Here is a 20,094-nt window from a genome sequence, read left to right as displayed (position 1 = left end):
CGCCCTGTAACAAGGCGACTTTTCCAAAAGAGAACTATTAGGCTTGCGGTTGATAGCGCAGGATCGGCTTGCGTGCCGCTGTCGCTTCATCCAGACGTTTGACCACGGTTGTGTGCGGCGCTTCCTGTACAAGCTCAGGCGTTTCCTCGCACTCGCGGGCAATTTGCAGCATGACGTCGATGAACTCGTCGAGCGTTTCTTTTGTTTCGGTTTCGGTCGGCTCAATCATCAGGCACTCATCGACAATCAGCGGGAAGTAGATTGTCGGCGGATGGTAGCCGAAGTCGAGCAAACGTTTTGCGATGTCGAGGGTGCGAACGCCCAGCTTTTTCTGGAGCACGCCGGACAGGACAAACTCATGCTTGCAGACACGGTCATACGGCAGGTGGTAAGCCGCAGCCAGGCGGCGCATCATGTAGTTGGCGCTGAGCACGGCATTTTGCGAAACTTGCAGCAAGCCTTCCGGACCCATGCTGCGGATGTAGCTGTGTGCACGTACGAGAATGCCGAAGTTGCCGTTGTAGCCTTTTACGCGGCCGATGGAAGCCGGACGGTTGCTGTCCCAGTAGAAGGTGCCGTCTTCTTTTTTCGCCACGATCGGCGTTGGCAAGAACGGTTCGAGAATCTTTTTCACGCCGACAGGGCCAGCACCTGGTCCGCCCCCGCCGTGAGGTCCGGTGAACGTTTTGTGCAAGTTGAGATGCACCACGTCGAAGCCCATGTCGCCTGGGCGGGCGATGCCGAGAATCGCATTCGCGTTCGCACCATCGTAATACAAGAGGCCGCCTGCTTCGTGGACGATTTTCGCCATTTCCACGATGTCCTCTTCGAACAGACCGAGCGTGTTCGGGTTGGTCAGCATGAGTGCCGCTGTATCAGGGCCTACGGCATCGCGCAGCGCCTGAATGTCTACCAGGCCGCGCTCATCAGAGGCAATGGTAATAGTTTCCAGACCTGCTACTGCAGCAGAAGCCGGGTTCGTACCGTGCGCGGAGTTTGGCACGATCACTTTTGTACGGTGGCCTTCGCCGCGGCTCTCGTGGTAGGCACGAATCATCATCAGACCAGTCCACTCGCCTGCCGCCCCGGCAGCCGGTTGCAGTGTGACCGCGTCCATTCCGGTGATCTCAGCCAGTTCTTCCTGCAAGTTGTACAAAAGCTCCAATGCACCCTGCACCGTTTCTTCCGGCTGGTACGGGTGAGTCAGGGCGAAGCCATCGTAGCGCGCCACGTCCTCGTTGACTTTTGGATTGTATTTCATCGTGCAGGAACCGAGCGGGTAGAAACCGTTGTCTACCCCGTGGTTGCGACGGGACAGTTCGGTGTAGTGACGAACCAGTTGCAGCTCGGATACTTCCGGCAATTCAGCAGGTGTTTCGCGGATGAGGTGCTTCGGCAGCAGGCTTGCCACCTCTACCTCTGGTACATCCAACGCCGGCAGATTGTAGCCCACACGGCCCGGTTTGCTCAATTCAAAAATCAGTGCTTTTTCCTGGTCTTTACGCACGTGTGATCGCCTCCAATTCAGCCGCCAATGTGTCGATTTCTTCCTTGGTCCGCAGCTCGGTTACCGCAAGCAGCGTATGGCCCGCAAATTCCGGATAATCCAGTCCCAGGTCGTAGCCGCCGATGATGCCTGCGTCAAGCAGCTTTTTGTTTACTTCGGCAACCGGTTTGGACAGCTTGACTACGAATTCGTTAAAGAACGGAGAGGTAAAGACGACTTCCAGTCCTTTTGCCTGCAGCGCTTGTTTGGCGTAGTGCGCTTTTTGCAGGTTCAACATCGCGATTTCCTGCACGCCCTGTTTTCCGAGCGCCGACATGGTGATCGATGCAGCCAGTGCCAGCAGTGCCTGGTTGGAGCAGATGTTGGACGTCGCTTTTTCACGGCGAATGTGTTGTTCGCGCGCTTGCAGCGTGAGAACGAAGCCACGCTTGCCGTTATCGTCTTTTGTCTGACCGACGATCCGGCCTGGCATTTTGCGCATCAGCTTGGTTGTCGTCGCGAAATATCCGCAGTGCGGTCCGCCAAACGATGCCGGGATGCCGAATGGCTGCATGTCGCCGACCACGATGTCTGCGCCCAGTTTGCCCGGTGCTTCCAGTACGCCAAGGGCAAGCGGGTTGGCGGACGTGATAAACAGTGCGCCTTTGCCATGGGCAATCGGCTCGATTGCTGCCAGGTCCTCGACGTTTCCGAAGAAGTTCGGGTATTGGACGATGACAGCCGCCGTATTTTCGTCCACAGCCGCTTCCAGCGCTGCGAGATCCGTCACCCCGTTGCTGTCCAGCCCAACCTCGACCAGCTCCACGCTTTGTCCGTAGGCATATGTTTTCAGAACGCCGCGCGCTTCCGGATGAACAGCACGGGAGACGACAACGCGTTTTTTGCCAGTGTGACCAGCCGCCATCATCGCCGCTTCCGCCAGCGAAGTCGCCCCATCGTACATGGAGGAGTTCGCTACTTCCATCCCGGTCAGTTCACATACCATCGTCTGGAATTCAAAAATCGCTTGCAGCTCACCCTGACTGATCTCAGGCTGATACGGCGTGTACGCTGTAAAAAATTCTCCGCGCAACAGCATGTGGTTGACTGTGCTCGGCATGTAGTGCTGGTAAACACCAGCGCCCAAAAAGTTTACGTGCGTGTTGAAGTTGACGTTTTTATTGGCCAGACGCGAGAAGTATTTCACCAGTTCCGGCTCGGACAGAGCTTCCGGAATGTTCAGCGCACCTTTGAAGCGCACTTCTTCCGGAATGTCTGCAAACAGGTCTTCTACACTGGAAACGCCCAGGGTATCGAGCATTTCGCGCTTGTCCTGATCGGTTTGGGGCAGGTAGCGATATTTCACGAACGTTGTCCTCCTCAAAATAAATGTATAGTGAGCGATTGCCTAGTTTTTCGGACGTTTGTAAAAAGGAGTGGCTACGACCTCGGCTTTGAGGCGCTTTCCGCGAATCTCCACTTCCAGCTGCGTGCCAAGCGCCGCATGCTCGCTTTTGACGAGTGCCAAGCCGACATTTTTCTTCAAGGTTGGGGATTGTGTACCTGTCGTCACTTCGCCCACCAGTTCTTCTCCGGCATAGACCGGGTAGTGCGTGCGCGGAATGCCGCGATCAATCATCTCGATACCGACGAGCTTGCGAGGCGCACCGTTTTCCTTTTGCGCCTTGAGCACTTCCTGGCCGATGAACGGCACTTCTTTGTCCACCTTCACTGCGAAGCCGATCCCCGCCTCAATCGGCGTGATGTCCTTGCTCAGTTCCTGACCGTACAGCGGCAGCTTGGCTTCGAAACGCAGCGTATCGCGCGCGCCAAGTCCGCAAGGCAAAAGTCCGTCTTCCTTGCCGGCTGCAAGCAGCGCGTCCCACAGCTCTGCTGCGCGATCGGCCGCCAGGTAAATTTCGAAGCCATCCTCGCCTGTATAGCCCGTGCGAGAGACAAGTGCCGGAATGCCAGCGATCTCTACGTCACGCTCGAAGCGAAAGAAACCGATTTTCGACAGGTCTGTCGCGGTCAGCTTTTGCAAGATCGATTCGGCCAATGGTCCCTGAATGGCGAGCTGCGCCGTTTGCGGCGAGATGTTTTCAATGGTCACACCTGGAATCAGGTGCTCTTTCAGCCATTCATAGTCTTTGTCAATGTTTCCGGCGTTAATGACGAGCAGGTAATGGTCGTCTGCGTATTTGTAAACGAGCAGATCGTCAACCGTACCGCCGTCCGGGTAGCAGAGCACACTGTACTGCGCTTGCCCGACAGCCAGCTTGGACACGTCGTTGGTGGTGACGCGCTGCAAATATTCGAGCGCACTCTCGCCTTTTACGTCTACCTCGCCCATGTGGGATACGTCAAACAAACCTGCTTTCGTGCGAACGGCTTCGTGCTCCTGGCCAATGCTGGAGAACTGTACAGGCAGCTCCCAACCACCGAAGTCAATCGTTTTGGCGCCGTATTTCGCGTAGGAATCAAATAGTGGCGTTCTTTTCAGATTGGACATGTGTGGCACCTCCTAAAGGCTGTTAGTCGGCATTGCTCCCCATGAAAAAACAGAGGCGAAAAAACGGGTACACCAAAAAGAATGGTGCCCATTTTTCCTCCTCTGTCCTTGGTACCTGAGAGTTACCTTGCCAATCAAGCGCGGCGGGGATCACCGCACCTGCAAGTTTCCCCTTTGGTGGCTCCATGATCGAGCTCTCTCCAGAGTTGCGTCCAGTAGAGGTTCTTTTGCCTGAGAGATTCACCGGTTCCGGCTTGCTCCTTCGGCGCTGCAGTGGTTCGCGCAGTCTCTCCCTGCTACTATCATTCGCTTTGGGTAGATGGTCATACATAAGTTTTTGCTGCGATTTCCATACTAATAAAAGAACTTCCTCTTTATCCTACCATGAGTGTCCGCTGTTGAAAATATGCAAATTAACAGTCAGATCAAGAAATGCTTAACAAAATGATAGATACGGTAACGATTGTTAAGTTTTTTGATAAGGCGTATGAAAGTTATGGCAGAGCTTTGTAAAGGAGTAACCTATATGCCGAATATTCCCGTTTCATTCGACACGAGCTGGATAGCCCCGCTGACGGAGCGCCTGCACGAAGACGGCCCCTGGGACAAATGGGAGCTGTTCAAGCTGGCGCTGGAAGCGGAAGAGGCCATGGCTGTCCGCGAGTTCGACCAGTTGCAATGCCTGAAATACTTGCCGCTTCTCTCCCCGTTTCCCCACCAGTTGCAGACGGCGGAACGGGTGCTAAACGAAATGCGCGGACGCGCCATCCTCGCCGACGAGGTCGGACTCGGCAAGACGATTGAAGCCGGACTGATTATGAAGGAGTACATGGTCAGGGGGCTGGCGAAAAAAATTCTCGTGCTCGTTCCCGCCTCCCTCGTCATCCAGTGGACGAAGGAATTGCAGCAAAAATTCGGCATTCCTGCCGTGGCGCAAAAAAAGGAGTACATGTGGAGACAGCACGAAGTCGTCGTCGCTTCCATCGACACAGCAAAAAGAGACCCGCATCGCCGCCACGTGCTCGACATCGACTACGACATGCTGATTATCGACGAGGCGCACAAGCTCAAGAACAAGCGGACGCGAAACTATCAGTTCGTGAAGGAAATTCGCAAAAAATATTGCCTGCTGCTCACGGCCACCCCGATCCAGAACGAGATGGACGAGCTGTACAACCTGATTAATTTGTTGAAGCCGGGGCACCTCGGGCACTCCACGTCGTTTGCCTCCAATTACGTCGAAGGGAAGCGCCAGTCGAAAAACAGCGACAAATTGCGCGAAGAAATTGAAAAAGTAATGATTCGCAACAAGCGAAGCGACGGCGGCATCCAGTTCACCAGCCGCCGCGTCCAGTCGATTCCCATCGAGTTGTCGCAGGAGGAAATGGAGCTGTACGAGGGCGTCACCCGCTTTGTGCGCGACCAGTACCAGGCGGAGTCAGGGCTGTTCAACTCGCTCGCGTTGATTACGCTCCAGCGCGAGGTTTGCTCCAGCAAGGAAGCCGCCTTCATGACGCTGTACAACATGCACCAGCGCACCAGCGAAGATTCTCCCCTGCGCGGCCAAATTTTGCAGCTGGTGGAGATGATTAAGCGGATCGAAACGCATTCCAAGGCGGCAAAAACGGTCGAGCTGCTCCAGGAGATCAACGACAAAGTCATCATTTTCACCGAGTACCGGGCGACGCAAAACTACCTGCAAAAATATTTGCATGACCACGGCATTACCTCTGTGCCGTTTCGCGGCGGATTCAAGCGCAGCAAAAAGGACTGGATGACCGATTTGTTTCAAAATCGCGCGCAGGTGCTCATCGCCACGGAAGCGGGTGGAGAAGGCATCAACCTGCAGTTTTGCAATCAGGTCATCAACTACGACATGCCGTGGAACCCGATGCGCGTCGAGCAGCGGATCGGCCGCGTCCACCGTCTCGGCCAGAAGCGCGACGTGCACATTTACAATTTGTCCACCGTCGGCACAATCGAGGAGCACATATTGAAACTCCTGTATGAAAAAATCGACCTGTTCGAGATGGTGATCGGCGAGCTGGACGACATCGTGGAGCGGCTCAACTTGAGCTCGTCGCTGGAAGAAAATTTGACCCAGATCATCATGGACTCCAAATCGACCCGCGAAATGGCCATCAAGCTCGACAACATGGGCCAGGCGATCCGCGCCAGCCGACAACTGCACGTCTCCCCTTCCCTGTCGGAAGCAGCAGAGCAATAGCCAAAACGCCCAAAAGAAAAGAGGTTTCCCCTGATGCAAGCCAACCAGGTCAGGCAATTTGTAGAACGCTACCTCGCGGCTTTTTCCGCACACATCGTCGAAACCCATCCGGATTACTTGACAGTCAAACTTCCGGTTGAGGTGGACAAGGATATTGGCAACCGTCCGTTTTACTGGAGTTGGGTCGAAAAAATGAATCTGGCTTACCAGCCGCTCGTGCTCACCTTTGCGTTTCATCCGGACCGGATGCCGGACGGACTGAGGGTCGAGCATCTGCATCTGGGCGCAATGCGCATGCAGCAAATTTTTGCCTCCGCGAAAAAGCACGGGCGCTTTTTATGCATGTACGAGAAAAATACCGCTTCCCTGCCGGGCACAGGCAAGCGCCGCTCCACGCCGCTCGTTCCCTGGCTCGGGCTCAACCTGAAAGTATCGCTCATCTGCGACAAGCGTCGCGACATCATGCTCTATCTCGGGATCAACCTGCACCAGCCGCGCCTTGTGCACGATTTTGCCTCATTCTTGTTTCAGCTGCCGCTCTCCCCAACGATCCCGGATTACTTTTACACCCTCGACCGGAAGCTGTCTGTGGAAGAGGCAGTGGAGCTGGCAAAGCAGGAGGTCGATGCTGTCATCGCGCAGGAAGATCAGCAGTGGGCCATGGAAGCGCGGGCACGTTTGACGGAGGAACTGGACATACTGGCTGCCTACTACGAAGAGCTTGCCCGGCGCGAGCCCCCCGCAGAGCAGGACAAAAGCGAATCTGTGGAGGCGGCAGATACCCCCGCAGAGAAAGCCCCCATCCCGTTGCCTGTACGCGCGACAGTCCAAGCCCGCGAGCCGGTTGTCGAAGTGAAGCAATCACTTGACGAATACCGCTCGTCCGGCGGGCGAATCCTCGACTTTTTGCGTGCCAATAGCATTCAGGAGACACCCCGTGAGGAAATCAATCAGGAGGAATGGAAAAAAAGCACGCCGGAAGAAGAAAAACAGCGCCGGATGGACGAACTGCGCTGGCAGTACGAGCCGCGGATTGAGGTGCATTTTATCAACGGCGGACTGTTTTACTTGCACTCCACTCCGCCTGCCGGAAAAGCGCATCCGGCAAAAACGATGCGCCATCTCCCCGCATCCAGGCGAATGATGTAAAAGATCAGCGAGAAGAAGTGCCGGGACAGTGACAAGTTGCAACAAATCTTTTTGTCACAGCTGGTTACAATAGGAATAAGCTTAGCCTGTACAAAAGGTGGTGCATGTTTGTGACCAGACGATTCCTCCCCCTGCTCGGGGTACTTATGTCTTTTGCGTTGCTCGCCTGGCCAGTCCAGGCAGAAGAAGAGACGGGCTGGAACCAAAAGTTTCACGCCCAAATCCAGACGTGGATGAACGAGCTTGCCACCCGTGATCCGCAATTCAAGGAGTGGCAACAAGCCGATACAGACGTGCAAACACTTGGCCCCAATCAACGCCAGTGGCTGGTCAGCATCAAAAAAGCAGACAAACAGGTCGGGTACCTGGTCGTAGGAGAAGAAGCCGAAACGTTTGCCCAACCAAAATTCGTGCTATTGGAATACGGGGTCGGAGAATACATCTTGTTCGACGACGCTTTTGCCCCGCGGGAAATTGCCGCAGAACCCGTCTACGACGGATTTGCTTCCCACTGGCTGGTCACTCGGCAGTCCTCGGCTCAACTGGTAAACGCCAAGACTGGTGAAGTGTACCCGGCTTCCTTTACCGCAAGCGAGCCGGATTTTCACAGCCTGTCCGCGCAAAGTCTCGTCCCGACCGGACAGCGGCTGACAGGGACGCGCATCCTGCAGCGGACGCAAAAAGATCCGTTTGACCAGATTGGCTGGGTCAGCCAGTTGCACAGGGACAACGCGATTACGTGGCCGCAGTTGTGGCAGCAGGAAAACGATGCTTCGGTAACGCTGACCGTTCCCTTGTACCACTCCCAAGTGCTTGCACCGTTCGTCGTCGGCTCGCTCCATTTATGGAACGATCAATACGCTTACGTGGGGGTATGGGACGAAGGTCTTCGCTTTGTCCCCTACACGTATGCGTACAAGGTCGGTACCTTTCACGTAGCGCGTCAGCCGCAAAGCTGAACCATCGTTTTCCGCAAAAAACAAGCTCTCCTGCCTGTCGATGGCGGAGAGCCTGTTTTTTTGCTGGGCTGCGTTCGCATGTCCACGCGAGAACGCAGCCTTGGCTTTTTCGATCAACGATGATCGGTCGGGGAAAGGCGCTCGTGCACGGCATGAAAAACCTCATCGGCCGTCATTCCCTCTGCATTGATAATTGGTGCACCTGTAATCGTCTTGTTCTGATCGCCCAAAACGTTTATATCCTGCCCCGTAATCACAATCGCATCGACGACCTGTTGCCAGTTTCCCAAATCAACCACATCATAGCCGTTGTCACTCAGCATTTTGCGAATCTGGGAAAGGGATTTTTCTACCGCTACTCTTGCCATACGCACCGCACCCTCCGTCCGCTTATCATGGTAGGATTACTTGCGCCACAACAGCCGAAGCGACATAGGGATTGCCCCGAACCAGCGTGTCGACCAAGGCTCACGCGGAGCCTTCCGCTGACGCCGTTCATCTTTTGGTGTCTCCATGTACTGGACAAACAATTTCGTCAGGTACTTCAAATACTCTTGAAAGGACATCGCACGTGACCTCCTTCGTACTCGCAGATACACGCCGTCTTTTCCTTCCGGCAATGGCGCTGTCCTTTTTATTGTTGCCCGTCTTCTGCGCTTTCAACCACCTGCGCCCGAATTTCGTCCACGACTGCCCGCAGACTTTTTCCGGTTGTATCCACCTGGATCGGGGCAAAATCGTACGCGCCTGCGCGTTCCGCCAAGAGCGTTCTCACACGTTCTGCCACCCCTCCGGCCAGCAACGGGCGCGAGGTGTCGTTTTCCAGTCGTCTGATTAATTCTTCCTCGCTGGCATGAAGCGCAATCACTGTTCCTTTTGCCAGCATGACCTCGACGTTTTGCCTGCGCAGGACAGCTCCTCCGCCTGTCGTCAACACTTGCGGGCCATTGTCCAGAAGCTGTGACAGCAGGCGGGACTCCAGATCGCGAAAATACGCCTCCCCGTGCCGGGCGAACAGCTCCGGGATGGAGCAGCCCGCTTCTTCGATGATGGCATGGTCCAGGTCGTTGTGGGCAATGCCCAGGGAATCAGCAAGCGCAACTCCGACCGTTGTCTTTCCGGTTCCCATAAAGCCGACGAGAATCAGGTTTTTCATTTTGTTTCCGCCCCCTTTCCACTCGCTTTTCGCGTTTGAATTTTTACGGTTTTTTCGGCTGGATCGTAGTCAGTTGCCAATTCGAATACGTCTGCGAAAAACGATAGCGGCACCATGGTGCGCTCCTTGATTTCCCTCAGCGGATGACCAAGGTCGAGCTTTTGCCCGTCGCGGATGGCGAAGCGCTCCCGCTCCTTCACCAACACTTCCCGGCCATAGCCTTTTACGCGAATCATCTGCTCTTTCTCGTCCCAACTGATGACAAGCCCCATTTTTTCCCCGAGTTCGCGCAGCGGCAAATACACCGTACCGCCCGTGGCTCTGGCCGGGATAGACGGATAAAAGCTCATGTTGTTGATGATCGTCGTAATATAAGGCTCTAGCTGCACCTTGCTCAGACCGTCGCGATGCGGTCTTTTCGTCGCGTTCACGAAGTATTTCGCTTCGCCGCGCAGCGTTTGTCCCAGCGCCTGGTCGAGATGCTCGGCCCCGATCACACTGCCGTGGTAATTTTGCTGTACGCGATGAAGAAAACGCTTGTACGCTTCATCGCCGATCTGCCTGCGCAGATGGTCAAACAGCAAGGCTCCCTTGGAATACCACGTCCAATGGAATTCTTCTTCGGTCGCAAATTTTTGCAACGGCTTGTCCAGCCAGCCGTTGGGGTAGCGCTCCTGCAGCCGGCGGACGTCGCGTTTGTACTCGTCGAGCAGCGTAGACGCCGACTGTGCCCCGTACCGATTTTGCAAGTAATGGTACACGCTCACCTCTACAAGCCCTTCGTCGAGCCAGCCGTGGGCGGCTTCCAGCGTCGCCACGCTGTTGTACCACCACAAATGGGCGATTTCATGCGGCAGCCAGTGATCGATCAGATTGCGCTGGTACATGTCGCGCTTGAAAATGGCGAGATTGGCGTACTCCATCGCATATGTCGTGCCGGGTGCTGTCTCGGCAATCGCAACGTGCGGGTACGGAAGCGGCCCGTACCAGTCGTTGTATGTAGGAAACACCGCTTCGGCAATCGTCTTGATCCGCTGGATGTTGCCTTTGTCCACAGAGGCGATGTCGACAGTCAGGTTCGGCCCGATCTGGATGGTTTCCACATGGTACAACGGGCTGCCGACCAGGGCGAAATTCAGCAGCTTTTTGCCTTGATAGTGGATGAGCTGCTTGCTGCCCTCGATTGCCTTTGCGCTGCCTTTGCCCCACGAACTGACCCAGTTGTAGCCCTTCGGGGAGACAAAGGAGACATCGTAATCCGCGTAGTGGTAAACAAACGGATCGCCAAAATCTACACGCTGCGGCGGGTCGTACCATTTTCCTTGCTGGTTTTGCGCGCCGAGCATCGGATACCACGTTGTCAGCGTCCAGATGTCGTCCTTGACCCCAAAGCGCGTTCCTCTTCGCGGCACCGGATTTTCAAACTCGATCGCGAGCGCCCCGCGCATTTCCGCGCCCAGCGGATTTGCCAGCTTGACCATGGACAGTCCGCGTTCAAACGCGAGCGGCTTGTCCTTGTAGCGGATCGATTTGACCGTCATTTTGTTCCACAGGTAATCATAGACGTACAGGCGCAAATCCGGCGTCTGCGGATTGTCAAATTCAATCGTCATCTTTCCCTTGATTTTTGCCTCGGATGTATGTAATTCGGCCTGGATCCTGTAAACAGGATGGAGATCCTTCACATAGGATGGCAGCGGCGGATCGTATGAAAAAGGATCGGCTCCGGTTTGCCCGGCCACCGTCGTTTGGCCTGTCTGCACGAATTTGATAATCTCTGGCCAGTAGCTGATGATGCCGATGGAGCCAAACAGGACCAGAATGGTTGCACATACCAGTAAACTCGTTTTTTGCAATGTCTTCATGACAGCCCCCAGAAATCGCTCGGCTGCAAGCGTCATTTTTGTTCCATTGTAGCAAATAACAACCAGTTGTGAGTAGAAAATCAGGAGATTATGTAGAGAAATTGCCTTTTTTGTCAATCTGTCCGCCATGTTCGCCGCAAAGAAAAAGCCGCCCACTGCCTGCAGCCTGGGCGAACGGCGCATTTCCTACCATGTTTCATAGATGATCGTTCCTGTCTGGCTCAAATCGTAGCCGCCCACTGCTTCCAGTTCTTTTTGAAAAGCAGCGGATCGCAGGATGTCGAGGACAGCAGTGAGCAATGTCTCATTTTCCTTTGTTTTGAGCATCACGAGATCGTACCTCTCCTTGACCATCGGAACGAATTCTACACCGACCAGGCGGGCTGCCTTTTCGATTCCGACGCCGACATCTGCTTCCTTGCGGGCAACCACTCCCGCCAGCGCAAGATGACTCGTCTCCTCGTGCTCGTAGCCGTTCACGTCAAGCCCTGCAATATTCGCCAGCCGAAGCTGCTCCTCAAGCAGCGTGCGTGCTCCCGAGCCTTTCTCGCGGTTGACGATCCGCACCCCCGGCTTGGCCAGGTCCGCCCAGGACAAAATCTGTTTGGGATTGCCTGCCTGCACGTAAAAGCCGGCCCAACGCGCCAGCATGTTGACGACGAGGAAGCGATGCCCGGTCAGGATGCGGCGAACGTATGGCACGTTGTACTCCATCGTCTCTCCGTCAAACAAGTGGGTACTGACAATATCAGCCTTGCCTGCGTACATGGCCACCAGGCTGTTCAGCGAGCCGCTGCAGGAGCGCAACGGCCTAAGCGGCAGTTCGCGCTTTTCCAGATGGCTGGCGAGCAAGTCAAGACTGACATCCTGCCCGCTGATAATGACGTGGCGCAGCGCGGAAGGCATCGTCTGCCCTGTTGTCGGCAAGGCTTGTCCTTGCATGGAATGAGCGGAAGCTTCACCCTGCGCCTGACGATACCCGCCTTTTGCCCGTGCCTTGTACGCCTCCAGATCGCTTTCGTCCACACGCATCTGCCTGCCGACACGATACGCAGGCAGCTCGCCTTTTTTAATCAGATCGTAGACGGTCAGCTTCGAGATGCGCAAAATCTTCGCAATCTCTTCTGTTGTATACGATTTTTCGTGGGTCATGTCTGGCCTCCGCTCGTTTCTTTCTTTTCATTTTCTTTTAATTATCGGAAAATCGCAATTGATAATTCGCAATAAAATACTATAATTCATTATATCCAGATATAACTAATTATAATTAAATATAACGAGTGGAGGGCAATCTGATGAAAAAACGATGGCTGGCCTTATGCGCAGCATTCACCCTGTTGCTCGGAGCATGCTCGACGGCACAGACAACTCCGCAGGCAACTGAATCTGCCCGGACAGAAAAGACCAAGCTGATGGTTTCCGCAGCGGCAAGCTTGACTGACGCCTTGAACGAGCTGAAAGCGTCTTTTGAGGCAGAATATCCCGAAACGACCCTCACTTTCATCTTCGGCAGCTCGGGAAAACTGGCTACCCAGATTGCGCAAGGCGCCCCTTCCGACGTCTTCCTGTCTGCCAGCCAAAAGGACATGGACGGGCTGGAAGAGAAGCAGTTGATCGTCAAAGAGACGCGCCAGGATTTTACTGGAAACGCGCTCGTGCTCATCGCGGGCAAAGACAGTACGCTCGCCATCCCTTCCTTTGCAGACCTGGACAAACCGGAAATCAAGTACATCGCAGTCGGTGAGCCAAAAACCGTGCCCGCTGGCCGCTATGCAAAAGAAACGCTCGATACGCTCAAGCTGTGGGATACCTTGTCTGGCCGGATGGTTTTTGCCAGTGACGTTCGCCAGGTGCTGACCTTCGTCGAGTCAGGCAACGCCGATGTCGGTATCGTCTATTCCAGCGATGCCGCGATCTCCAAAGAAGTGAAGGTGCTCGCGACAGCCAGCCCGGAGTGGCACAAGCCGATCGTTTATCCGGGTGCGGTCGTCAGCAACTCGAAGCATCCGGATGCGGCAAAAGCTTTCCTTGCCTACTTGACAACCGACAAAGGAAAAGCGATCTTACAGAAGTACGGATTCCAATAAGAATGGGGAGGTGGCTAGCGTGATGGAAACCAGTTTGACACCGTTGATGCTCTCCTTGAAGGTGGCTGCGCTATCCACCTCCTTTGTGTTTGTACTCGGCATGCTCGGCGCGCGCTGGATGACGCAAAAGGAGTTTTGGGGCAAAAACGTGCTGGAGTCGTTTTTCCTGCTCCCGCTCGTCCTGCCGCCGACTGTCGTTGGCTTCGGCTTGCTGCTCTTGTTCGGAAAAAACGGCTTTTTGGGCCAACTGCTCGCCCAATGGTTTGACATCCAGGTCATTTTCACGCTGACGGGCGCTGTCATCGCTTCCATCGTCGTCTCGTTTCCGCTGATGTACCAGAGCGCCGTCGCCGCTTTCAGCGGAGTGGATCGCCGCCTGGAAAATGCCGCACGGACGATGGGGGCTTCCGAATGGCGGGTGTTCTGGACGGTTGCTTTTCCGCTTGCCTGGCCGGGGCTGTTGGCAGGGCTTGTCCTGTCCTTTGCCCGCGGTTTGGGTGAGTTTGGCGCCACGCTGATGCTCGCCGGCTACATACCCGGAAAAACCGACACCATCCCTGTCGCCATCTACTTTGCCGTAGAGGCCGGGCAAATGGAAAAAGCGCTGTTTTGGGTCGTCATCATCGTGTCGCTCGGGATGGGCACCACGCTCTGGCTCAACTGGTGGACTCGCCGCAATGTACGCAGCTACGCCAATCAAAAGTAAGGGAGGGGAAGTCAGCATGCTCTCGGTTACGATTCAAAAACGTTTGCCCGATTTTTTGCTCGACGTCTCCTTTTCCACCGGGCAGGAGATTGTCGTCCTCTTCGGTCCATCCGGCTCGGGGAAAACGACCATCCTGAACTGTATAGCCGGACTCGTCCATCCTGACGAGGGGGAAATTGTACTGAATGGCAGAACGTTTTACAGGCAGGGGCAAAAACCGCTCCCCGTGCAAAAGCGCAATGTCGGCTACCTGTTTCAGGAGTACGCGCTGTTTCCGCACATGACGGTCGGCCAAAACATCCGCTACGGTTTGAAGACGGGCAACGCGCTGCATCTGGAGCCGCTGTTGTCCACAGTCGGAATCGTTCACCTGCTGGAAAAGTACCCGCATCAGCTATCCGGCGGACAAAAGCAGCGGGTCGCCCTCGTCCGCGCCCTGGCCACCGAGCCGGATCTTTTGCTTCTGGACGAACCGCTCTCCGCGCTGGACGCGGATACGCGCAGACAGTGCCAGGATGAGCTGCTCCGGCTCCATGACATGTGGCGCATTCCGTTTCTGCTTGTCACCCACGACCGGGAAGAAGCGGAAAGGCTGGGAGATACGATTCTGCTTCTGGAAAACGGCAATCTTGTCGACGGCGACAAACCAAAAAGCCATACAACGACGTCCTCATCCTGACTAACTCGGATTTTGACGTTGCCGTATGGCTTTTTCATGCGGATTCCCTGTTCTGCGGCAAGCTTAGCGCGCGCTGATCGGCTCGATCTTCACGTCGTTTTGCTTCGCCCACTTGTGCAGTTCACCCAAAAACTGCAAAATATCGTGACTTTCGTGATGAACGCAAAGCGTATCGGCCGCAAGCTCGATGTGTTGGCCGTTCACGGTCTTGACCCGTTGCTTCAGGACGAGCTGGCGCGTCTGCTCCATCTGTTCTTCCTTGCTGATGAGCACACTGCCCTCCAGCTCCCGGGGTGCCAGACGCCCATTCGGCAAGTACGCCCGATCGGCAAACACTTCCTCGGCCACCTGCAGCCCGTGCTCCAGTCCCGCCTCGACCAGCTTGCTGCCGGACAGAGCGTACAGGATCAGCTCTTCGTCGATGTCGGCTACCGCCTGTACCACCGCCTCGGCAAGCTCCGGCCGCTCCGCCGCTTCGTTGTACAGCGCTCCGTGCAACTTGACATGGTGCAGTTCGCCGCCGAGCGCCCGCGTCATGCCGGACAGCGCCGCCACCTGATACAGCACCAGCTCATACACCTCGTTGACGGACAAGTTCATCGAGCGCCGCCCGAAGCCTTGCACATCCGGATAACCGGGGTGCGCTCCGATTTTTACGTCGTGCTTGAGTGCCGCTTCAATCGTTCTGCAGATGAGATGCGGATCACCTGCGTGCATGCCGCAAGCAATGTTGACGGAGGTGATCCATTTCATAATCCCCAAGTCCTCTGATTGTCGTCCCCTGCTGTAGCCCTCGGCCATGTCGCAGTTAATGTCCAGATGAATCATGTATGTATTCCCCCACCTTTCCTCTCATGCATCTATGTACGCTTGCTGAAAACGCAATCATTGGCATTGTTTCTGATGTTTTCCTTTCTCTAGCATACCATGTACGGTGACTGAGCAAAAGGAAAAAAGCTGCCGAAAACTGGCAGCTTGGTGAACAAATTACGTCGAACCTACAGTCGCTGGACTGCTCTCTTCTGCCATCAGTGTTTCTGCCAGCGCCATCACTTGATTTTTTTCCTGCTTGTAGTCGTACTCTTTCGCCTTGTCCGGTCTTGCGTTGTTGTACTCCACCGGAATTTCGTGACGATGGGAACGCTCGATTTTGGTCACGAAATGCAGCTTCTCCATGATGCGGATCGTTTCATCGAAAGCGTTCGCATCAACGTACATCGACACGTAATTTAACCGTTTGGAGATGTAATGAATGGTGCCAAATTTGCGTAAATTTTTGGCCGCGCGCGTGTTTTTTACCCATACGGCAACTCCCAAACGTCGTTCTCTCATTGTAAGCCGTTTGTCTCCTTTCCCATCATGGTATAATCACCTGTATAAGCCTGTTACAGAAAGGAACTGTGGTCATTCATGCTGGCTACATTTTACCGACGCTTCGAGAATGCTTTGCACCAGGAAGGCATCGTGACAAAAAGCGGTTGGCGCACCCACGCCGGCCAACGCTTCTTTTATGTAAGCAGCACGCTCCCCGCTTCCATCCTGACCGAACGGCTCGTGGAAACGGGAGAGCGGCTGACCACCCATACCAGGCTAAAACCCGAATGCATTTACGTTCGCTCCGCCGACGACCAGCACGTGTACCGCTTTCGCTTTCTGGTCCCCAGTGAAAAGCAGTTTTGCTGCGGCAACCTGTGCGAAGACTGTTTTCTCTTGCGGGAAAAATCGCCGCCGCAAAGCTAGGGCTCGCTTGCGGATCAGGACGACTTTTTCACACTGCACCCGCAGCTTCCGCCCGTGCCGCAGCCGCTTCCTTGCACTTCGAGAAACGGATTGTTGCTCGGCACCTTGATCGTGTCGGAGACAGAATGGGCGATCGTTTTGCTGACCTGGTAGAGCAGCTCATCGAGCGCGTCCTCTGCCCGCTTGAAGGCTTGCACGGAATCCCGCAGCTCGATCGTCCGCTTCAGTTCGCGAACTTCTTTTGATATATGGTTGTAATCGGGATGGTACTTCCCGAACCGTTGGACATCCTCGTACTGTTCTTTTTTCTTTTCGAACAGCAACAGGAGGCGCTGCACTTCCTCATCTGCCTCCATTCGCCGCTTGGCCTCCAGGTATTCCAAGACCTCGCGCGACTGGTTAATCATCGTGGACAGCTCGTGCGACTCCATAATCAGCTGTGCCATGTCTACAGTCTCTACTGCTTCCATAGAGCGAGACCCCCTTTCACACTAAAGGCATAAAGCTTTTAGTCCTCCCTGATTGTACCACGATCCACACCCTTAGTACAGATAGTCAGGCACGACAATGCGCACTCGGCTGATCTCGTCAAGCCTGTAGGGGCGCTTTCCATGCGGCCCGCTGATGGTGACGAGCCAGTAGCCCATTTCCAGCTTGACGTCGACGGGCAGGCCGCGCAGCTTGTCCTGGTTTGTGAGCTGAACATCCACCTCCAGTTGAAGTTCGGCCGCCCGTTTCAGCAAATCGCGCAGCGACTGCGGATGATACGATTGGAAGTGCTGCGTCCACATCTTCGGAAGCGTCGCCAATTGCGGCATGGCCTCGCTCTGTGCAGGAAACGTATTTTCGATCGCGTACCCGTCCCACGGACGCTCAATGACAAGCAGCCCTCTGCCGGACTGGCGCTCGTCCTCGTTCGTTTCCTGCACTTTTGCAGACTCCGTGTGCATGAGCACATGCGGCTCGTAGCCGTAATGCCGGAGCAGCTCGACCAGCTGCCTTTTTTGCGCGAGCGGGATGAAAAACTCCGTCGGCGAAAGCACATGCTGCAAAAAGGGCTGAAAGTCGGGAATTTGCCGCCATTCCTCAACAAATCCGGCATGTGCGGTCCTGACGCGGAAAAACGGCTCCAACTGTATTTGCGTCGCCGTCTTGGCCCAATGCCCGATGATTTCCATAAGGCTCTCCGGCAATGGATGGGCGCAGCCGACGCGCAGCTTTTCTACGACCAGCTCTTCGCTGCCGCCGGAAGCCAAATACTGTTGCAGCAGCCTCGCCTGCAGTTCGCCGCGAATGAGCTCGCCGTCAAAACGCAGCTGGCAAAACTCGCTGATCTCCCACACATCCCGCAACGGGACGAGCGGCGGAATCGTAAGCGCTCCCGTCGGATCCACAAACCAGCCTTCCTCCTGAGTCAGGTGCGGCAAGCTGTTCCACCGCCAGAAAAGGCGCTTTTGCTCATCTGCTCCCAGTTGCACCCACCCAAGCCCGAGCAGCACGTGAAGCCACTGCTCCACAAGCAGCCTGTCCGCCTCTTGCGGCAAGGCAAAGCCCGCTGTCTCTAGCATGCGCAATTGGCTGTCAACACAACACCATTGATCGAGTGGAACCTGTCTCATCATCTGGGCAAACGCATCCCACCAATCTCCGTGCGGCAAAAGCTGCTCACAAACGAGCTGATACAGCTCCTCCCACCGCTCCGGCGCCGACTTGTTCAGCCAGCGCTTGATCTGCAAGGAATCCGTCACCATGCTCTTTTCCTCGCGCACCACAAGCCCGAGCCGAAACGCGAGGTCGAGAACGATTGTCAGCGCAAGCCCTTCCCTTGGCTCTTTGTCCAGCGGGGAAAGGGTAACGCCCTGCACATGTTCATCTGTGATCGACAGCAAGGGAACCATTTTTTGCATGACGCGGCGGTGAATGCTTCCTTTTTGCGTCACAGGCACCTGATTGTCCCGGATGTACAACAGAAGCCCAAAAAGATCCAGATGTATCCCCCTGCCGGCTGATATATAATAAGGGAGCGTTTTGGGCAAGGAAACATACGCCCTGGATACGTCCGGCAGCAGTTGCAGCGTCAACTGCTCACGAACTTCCTGCGGCATCACATAGCCGATTTCACTCCACATTTTGCGTACAGTCAAAATCAGTCCCAGTCGGCGTAGCTTCGTCAGCCCGACGGACAAGTGCCTGTGCTCTTTTGCCGTTTCGCGTTCCCAGGAACGCTTGCTGAAAAAACCTCTCGCCGCCTTGGTAATGAACAGCTTGATGACCGTTCGTTCCAGCTCATCCGCCTGTGCCCACACCTGCTGCAAAAAGCGGGAATCCGCCAGCCTGGACGCCAGATCCTGCTCTTCTTGTTCCATGCAAAACCGCTTTTGTTGTTCGTTCAGAATCGCTTGTCGCGTTGCATCGGACAGGTATTCCAGCGAATCCTTCACACGCACTCCTGTCACCTCAGTTTTTATGATCTCATCACGATTACTTTTGCCAAATGGAGGGAGAATGATGATGAATATATTCCCTGGCTTGTTGCTCGCTGCTTCGCTCTGTGTCACTGGCGCTTCGTCCATGTCTCTACCACATCCTACCGCATCTGCGCCCGCAGGAAAAGAGGTGGCCCCGTCCGCTGTGGAGGCTGTTCCATACGAGGCTGTCGCCGCTCCGTATCCGCCTGCGGTCACAGAAGCGCTGAAAAAAGTGCGAAAAAGCGGCGGACATACCGTCGTGCGCGCCAACGGCAAAGCGTATGTGGTGATTGGCGCCGGACAAAAACCGACCGGCGGTTATCGCATTGTCACCGATCAGGTCAAACGGACAGGCCCGCACGCCTTTACCGTTCGCGTCCATGTGCAGCCGCCTGCTCCGGGCGCATTGAAAACACAAGCAATTTCGTACCCGACGCTCGTCATCGCCTTGCCAGACCAGCAGGCAAAAGTGAGCGTGCAGATACGCTAGCCGTTTTTGTACACGATAAAAGCCGACATGGCGAGTGCCAGCCAATGGCGCTTCCCTGTCGGCTTTTTCTATGGAATCCAATCGAATTTGACAACAATCAAGGATTGACCTCGATGCTGAAGCGCTCGGATACCCCGTATGATTCATGGTTATTGTGAGCCAGCTCAACCGTGATCTCGTGCTTGCCACTCGGTATGTCTTTTACGACATAGGTTGGTTCAAACACTTTTGCGATCTTTTTCCCATCCAGGTACAGGTGAACGTGACCTTCGCCGTGCTTGTTTTCCTTCCCCATGTTTTCCAGGGAAAACTGGAAGTTCGTCACGGCCAGCTTGAGCTGCAGGTCATCCTGCTCAAGCAAGTACGTGACTTTGAGTGTAGGCGCTTCCTGATGCGCCTCTGCCTGTTCGACAGCTACGTTCGTCTGCGCATCGTCCTTGGAGTAGACGAACCACTCGACAACCGCAGCAATCGCGATCAGCAGGAACAAACGGAATAGCAATCGTTTGGTTTTCACCGGGACGGCTCCTTTCCAAATTCAGTCATCCCACATTGTGCCCGATTGCTCCC

21 protein-coding genes and 2 riboswitches are annotated in these 20,094 nt (G+C 55.1%); of the genes, 8 read left to right on the top strand and 13 right to left on the bottom strand.

The window, feature by feature from the left end; genetic code table 11:
- Positions 1–37 precede the first annotated feature (37 nt).
- From gcvPB to gcvT, 3 genes are read right to left on the bottom strand one after another with little or no spacing between them, the layout of a single operon-like run.
- Entirely contained in the window at positions 38–1,507 is a 1,470-nt protein-coding gene (gcvPB, locus tag EDM57_RS07180) for an aminomethyl-transferring glycine dehydrogenase subunit GcvPB (protein WP_122904079.1), read from the bottom strand.
- Positions 1,500–2,852, bottom strand: a complete 1,353-nt coding sequence (gcvPA, locus tag EDM57_RS07175; protein ID WP_122904078.1) for an aminomethyl-transferring glycine dehydrogenase subunit GcvPA — start codon at positions 2,850–2,852, stop codon at positions 1,500–1,502. The genes gcvPB and gcvPA overlap by 8 nt, the downstream gene beginning before the upstream one ends.
- Positions 2,853–2,894: 42 nt before the next feature.
- Positions 2,895–3,998, bottom strand: a complete 1,104-nt coding sequence (gene gcvT / locus EDM57_RS07170; protein WP_122904077.1) for a glycine cleavage system aminomethyltransferase GcvT — start codon at positions 3,996–3,998, stop codon at positions 2,895–2,897.
- A gap of 92 nt (positions 3,999–4,090) precedes the next feature.
- A riboswitch (glycine riboswitch) is annotated at positions 4,091–4,207 on the bottom strand.
- A riboswitch (glycine riboswitch) is annotated at positions 4,208–4,304 on the bottom strand.
- A gap of 220 nt (positions 4,305–4,524) precedes the next feature.
- Here gcvT and EDM57_RS07165 point away from each other — a divergent pair.
- The 3 genes from EDM57_RS07165 (at position 4,525) to EDM57_RS07155 (ending at position 8,333) form a co-directional block, all read left to right on the top strand.
- On the top strand, positions 4,525–6,225 hold the full coding sequence (locus EDM57_RS07165; protein WP_122904076.1) for a DEAD/DEAH box helicase: 1,701 nt from the start codon (positions 4,525–4,527) through the stop codon (positions 6,223–6,225).
- A 33-nt stretch (positions 6,226–6,258) separates the two neighbouring features.
- Positions 6,259–7,374: a YqhG family protein gene (locus EDM57_RS07160; protein WP_122904075.1), complete on the top strand. Its 1,116-nt coding sequence runs from the start codon at positions 6,259–6,261 to the stop codon at positions 7,372–7,374.
- A 110-nt stretch (positions 7,375–7,484) separates the two neighbouring features.
- A complete protein-coding gene (locus EDM57_RS07155) occupies positions 7,485–8,333 on the top strand; it encodes a hypothetical protein (RefSeq protein WP_122904330.1) in 849 nt (282 codons plus the stop codon).
- A gap of 113 nt (positions 8,334–8,446) precedes the next feature.
- Here the strand turns inward: EDM57_RS07155 and EDM57_RS07150 are convergent, their stop codons facing one another.
- The 5 genes from EDM57_RS07150 to EDM57_RS07130 all read right to left on the bottom strand — a co-directional run bounded on the left by EDM57_RS07150 (position 8,447) and on the right by EDM57_RS07130 (position 12,506).
- Positions 8,447–8,701 (bottom strand): YkuS family protein, encoded by a 255-nt coding sequence (locus EDM57_RS07150; RefSeq protein WP_122904074.1) that lies wholly within the window; start codon positions 8,699–8,701, stop codon positions 8,447–8,449.
- A gap of 36 nt (positions 8,702–8,737) precedes the next feature.
- Positions 8,738–8,899: a YqzE family protein gene (locus EDM57_RS07145; RefSeq protein WP_122904073.1), complete on the bottom strand. Its 162-nt coding sequence runs from the start codon at positions 8,897–8,899 to the stop codon at positions 8,738–8,740.
- Between the two features lie 68 nt (positions 8,900–8,967).
- Entirely contained in the window at positions 8,968–9,489 is a 522-nt protein-coding gene (locus tag EDM57_RS07140) for a shikimate kinase (RefSeq protein WP_122904072.1), read from the bottom strand.
- Positions 9,486–11,354, bottom strand: coding sequence for a stalk domain-containing protein (locus tag EDM57_RS07135; protein ID WP_122904329.1), 1,869 nt, complete (start codon positions 11,352–11,354; stop codon positions 9,486–9,488). Before EDM57_RS07135 ends, EDM57_RS07140 begins: the two co-directional genes overlap by 4 nt.
- A 186-nt stretch (positions 11,355–11,540) precedes the next feature.
- Complete coding sequence (locus tag EDM57_RS07130) at positions 11,541–12,506, bottom strand: helix-turn-helix transcriptional regulator (protein WP_122904071.1); 966 nt, start codon at positions 12,504–12,506, stop codon at positions 11,541–11,543.
- Positions 12,507–12,649: 143 nt separating this feature from the next.
- Here EDM57_RS07130 and modA point away from each other — a divergent pair, with 143 nt between their 5' ends.
- The 3 genes from modA to EDM57_RS07115 are packed head-to-tail and all read left to right on the top strand — an operon-like array spanning position 12,650 to position 14,826.
- Positions 12,650–13,441 (top strand): molybdate ABC transporter substrate-binding protein, encoded by a 792-nt coding sequence (gene modA / locus EDM57_RS07125; protein ID WP_122904070.1) that lies wholly within the window; start codon positions 12,650–12,652, stop codon positions 13,439–13,441.
- A gap of 22 nt (positions 13,442–13,463) precedes the next feature.
- Positions 13,464–14,147: a molybdate ABC transporter permease subunit gene (modB, locus tag EDM57_RS07120; protein WP_122904069.1), complete on the top strand. Its 684-nt coding sequence runs from the start codon at positions 13,464–13,466 to the stop codon at positions 14,145–14,147.
- 16 nt (positions 14,148–14,163) lie between these two features.
- Positions 14,164–14,826 carry an ATP-binding cassette domain-containing protein gene (locus EDM57_RS07115; protein ID WP_122904068.1) on the top strand — a complete coding sequence of 221 codons (663 nt, stop codon included), beginning with the start codon at positions 14,164–14,166 and terminating at the stop codon, positions 14,824–14,826.
- Positions 14,827–14,889: 63 nt separating this feature from the next.
- Here EDM57_RS07115 and EDM57_RS07110 read toward each other — a convergent pair whose 3' ends face one another.
- Both EDM57_RS07110 and EDM57_RS07105 read right to left on the bottom strand, forming a co-directional pair.
- Positions 14,890–15,654: a LamB/YcsF family protein gene (locus tag EDM57_RS07110; protein ID WP_122904067.1), complete on the bottom strand. Its 765-nt coding sequence runs from the start codon at positions 15,652–15,654 to the stop codon at positions 14,890–14,892.
- Between the two features lie 159 nt (positions 15,655–15,813).
- Positions 15,814–16,158 (bottom strand): YlbG family protein, encoded by a 345-nt coding sequence (locus tag EDM57_RS07105; protein WP_122904066.1) that lies wholly within the window; start codon positions 16,156–16,158, stop codon positions 15,814–15,816.
- A 78-nt stretch (positions 16,159–16,236) separates the two neighbouring features.
- Between EDM57_RS07105 and EDM57_RS07100 the strand changes: the two genes are divergently transcribed.
- Entirely contained in the window at positions 16,237–16,566 is a 330-nt protein-coding gene (locus tag EDM57_RS07100) for a hypothetical protein (RefSeq protein ID WP_122904065.1), read from the top strand.
- Positions 16,567–16,580: 14 nt separating this feature from the next.
- On the opposite strand, the gene EDM57_RS07095 is transcribed toward EDM57_RS07100, so the two are convergent.
- Positions 16,581–17,036, bottom strand: coding sequence for a YlbF/YmcA family competence regulator (locus EDM57_RS07095; protein ID WP_122904064.1), 456 nt, complete (start codon positions 17,034–17,036; stop codon positions 16,581–16,583).
- 72 nt (positions 17,037–17,108) lie between these two features.
- A complete protein-coding gene (locus EDM57_RS07090; protein WP_246005762.1) occupies positions 17,109–19,139 on the bottom strand; it encodes a hypothetical protein in 2,031 nt (676 codons plus the stop codon).
- Positions 19,140–19,197: 58 nt separating this feature from the next.
- On the opposite strand from EDM57_RS07090, the gene EDM57_RS07085 reads away from it, so the two are divergent.
- Positions 19,198–19,524 carry a protease complex subunit PrcB family protein gene (locus EDM57_RS07085; RefSeq protein ID WP_246005761.1) on the top strand — a complete coding sequence of 109 codons (327 nt, stop codon included), beginning with the start codon at positions 19,198–19,200 and terminating at the stop codon, positions 19,522–19,524.
- Between the two features lie 97 nt (positions 19,525–19,621).
- Here the strand turns inward: EDM57_RS07085 and EDM57_RS07080 are convergent, their stop codons facing one another.
- A complete protein-coding gene (locus EDM57_RS07080; RefSeq protein WP_122904061.1) occupies positions 19,622–20,041 on the bottom strand; it encodes a hypothetical protein in 420 nt (139 codons plus the stop codon).
- Positions 20,042–20,094 lie beyond the last annotated feature (53 nt).

The organism is Brevibacillus gelatini, from assembly GCF_003710935.1.
In the GTDB taxonomy this organism is placed as follows: Bacteria; Bacillota; Bacilli; order Brevibacillales; family Brevibacillaceae; genus Brevibacillus; species Brevibacillus gelatini.
The sequence above is the reverse complement of the archived record's forward strand: the minus strand, read 5'-3'. Positions and strand labels throughout refer to the sequence as shown.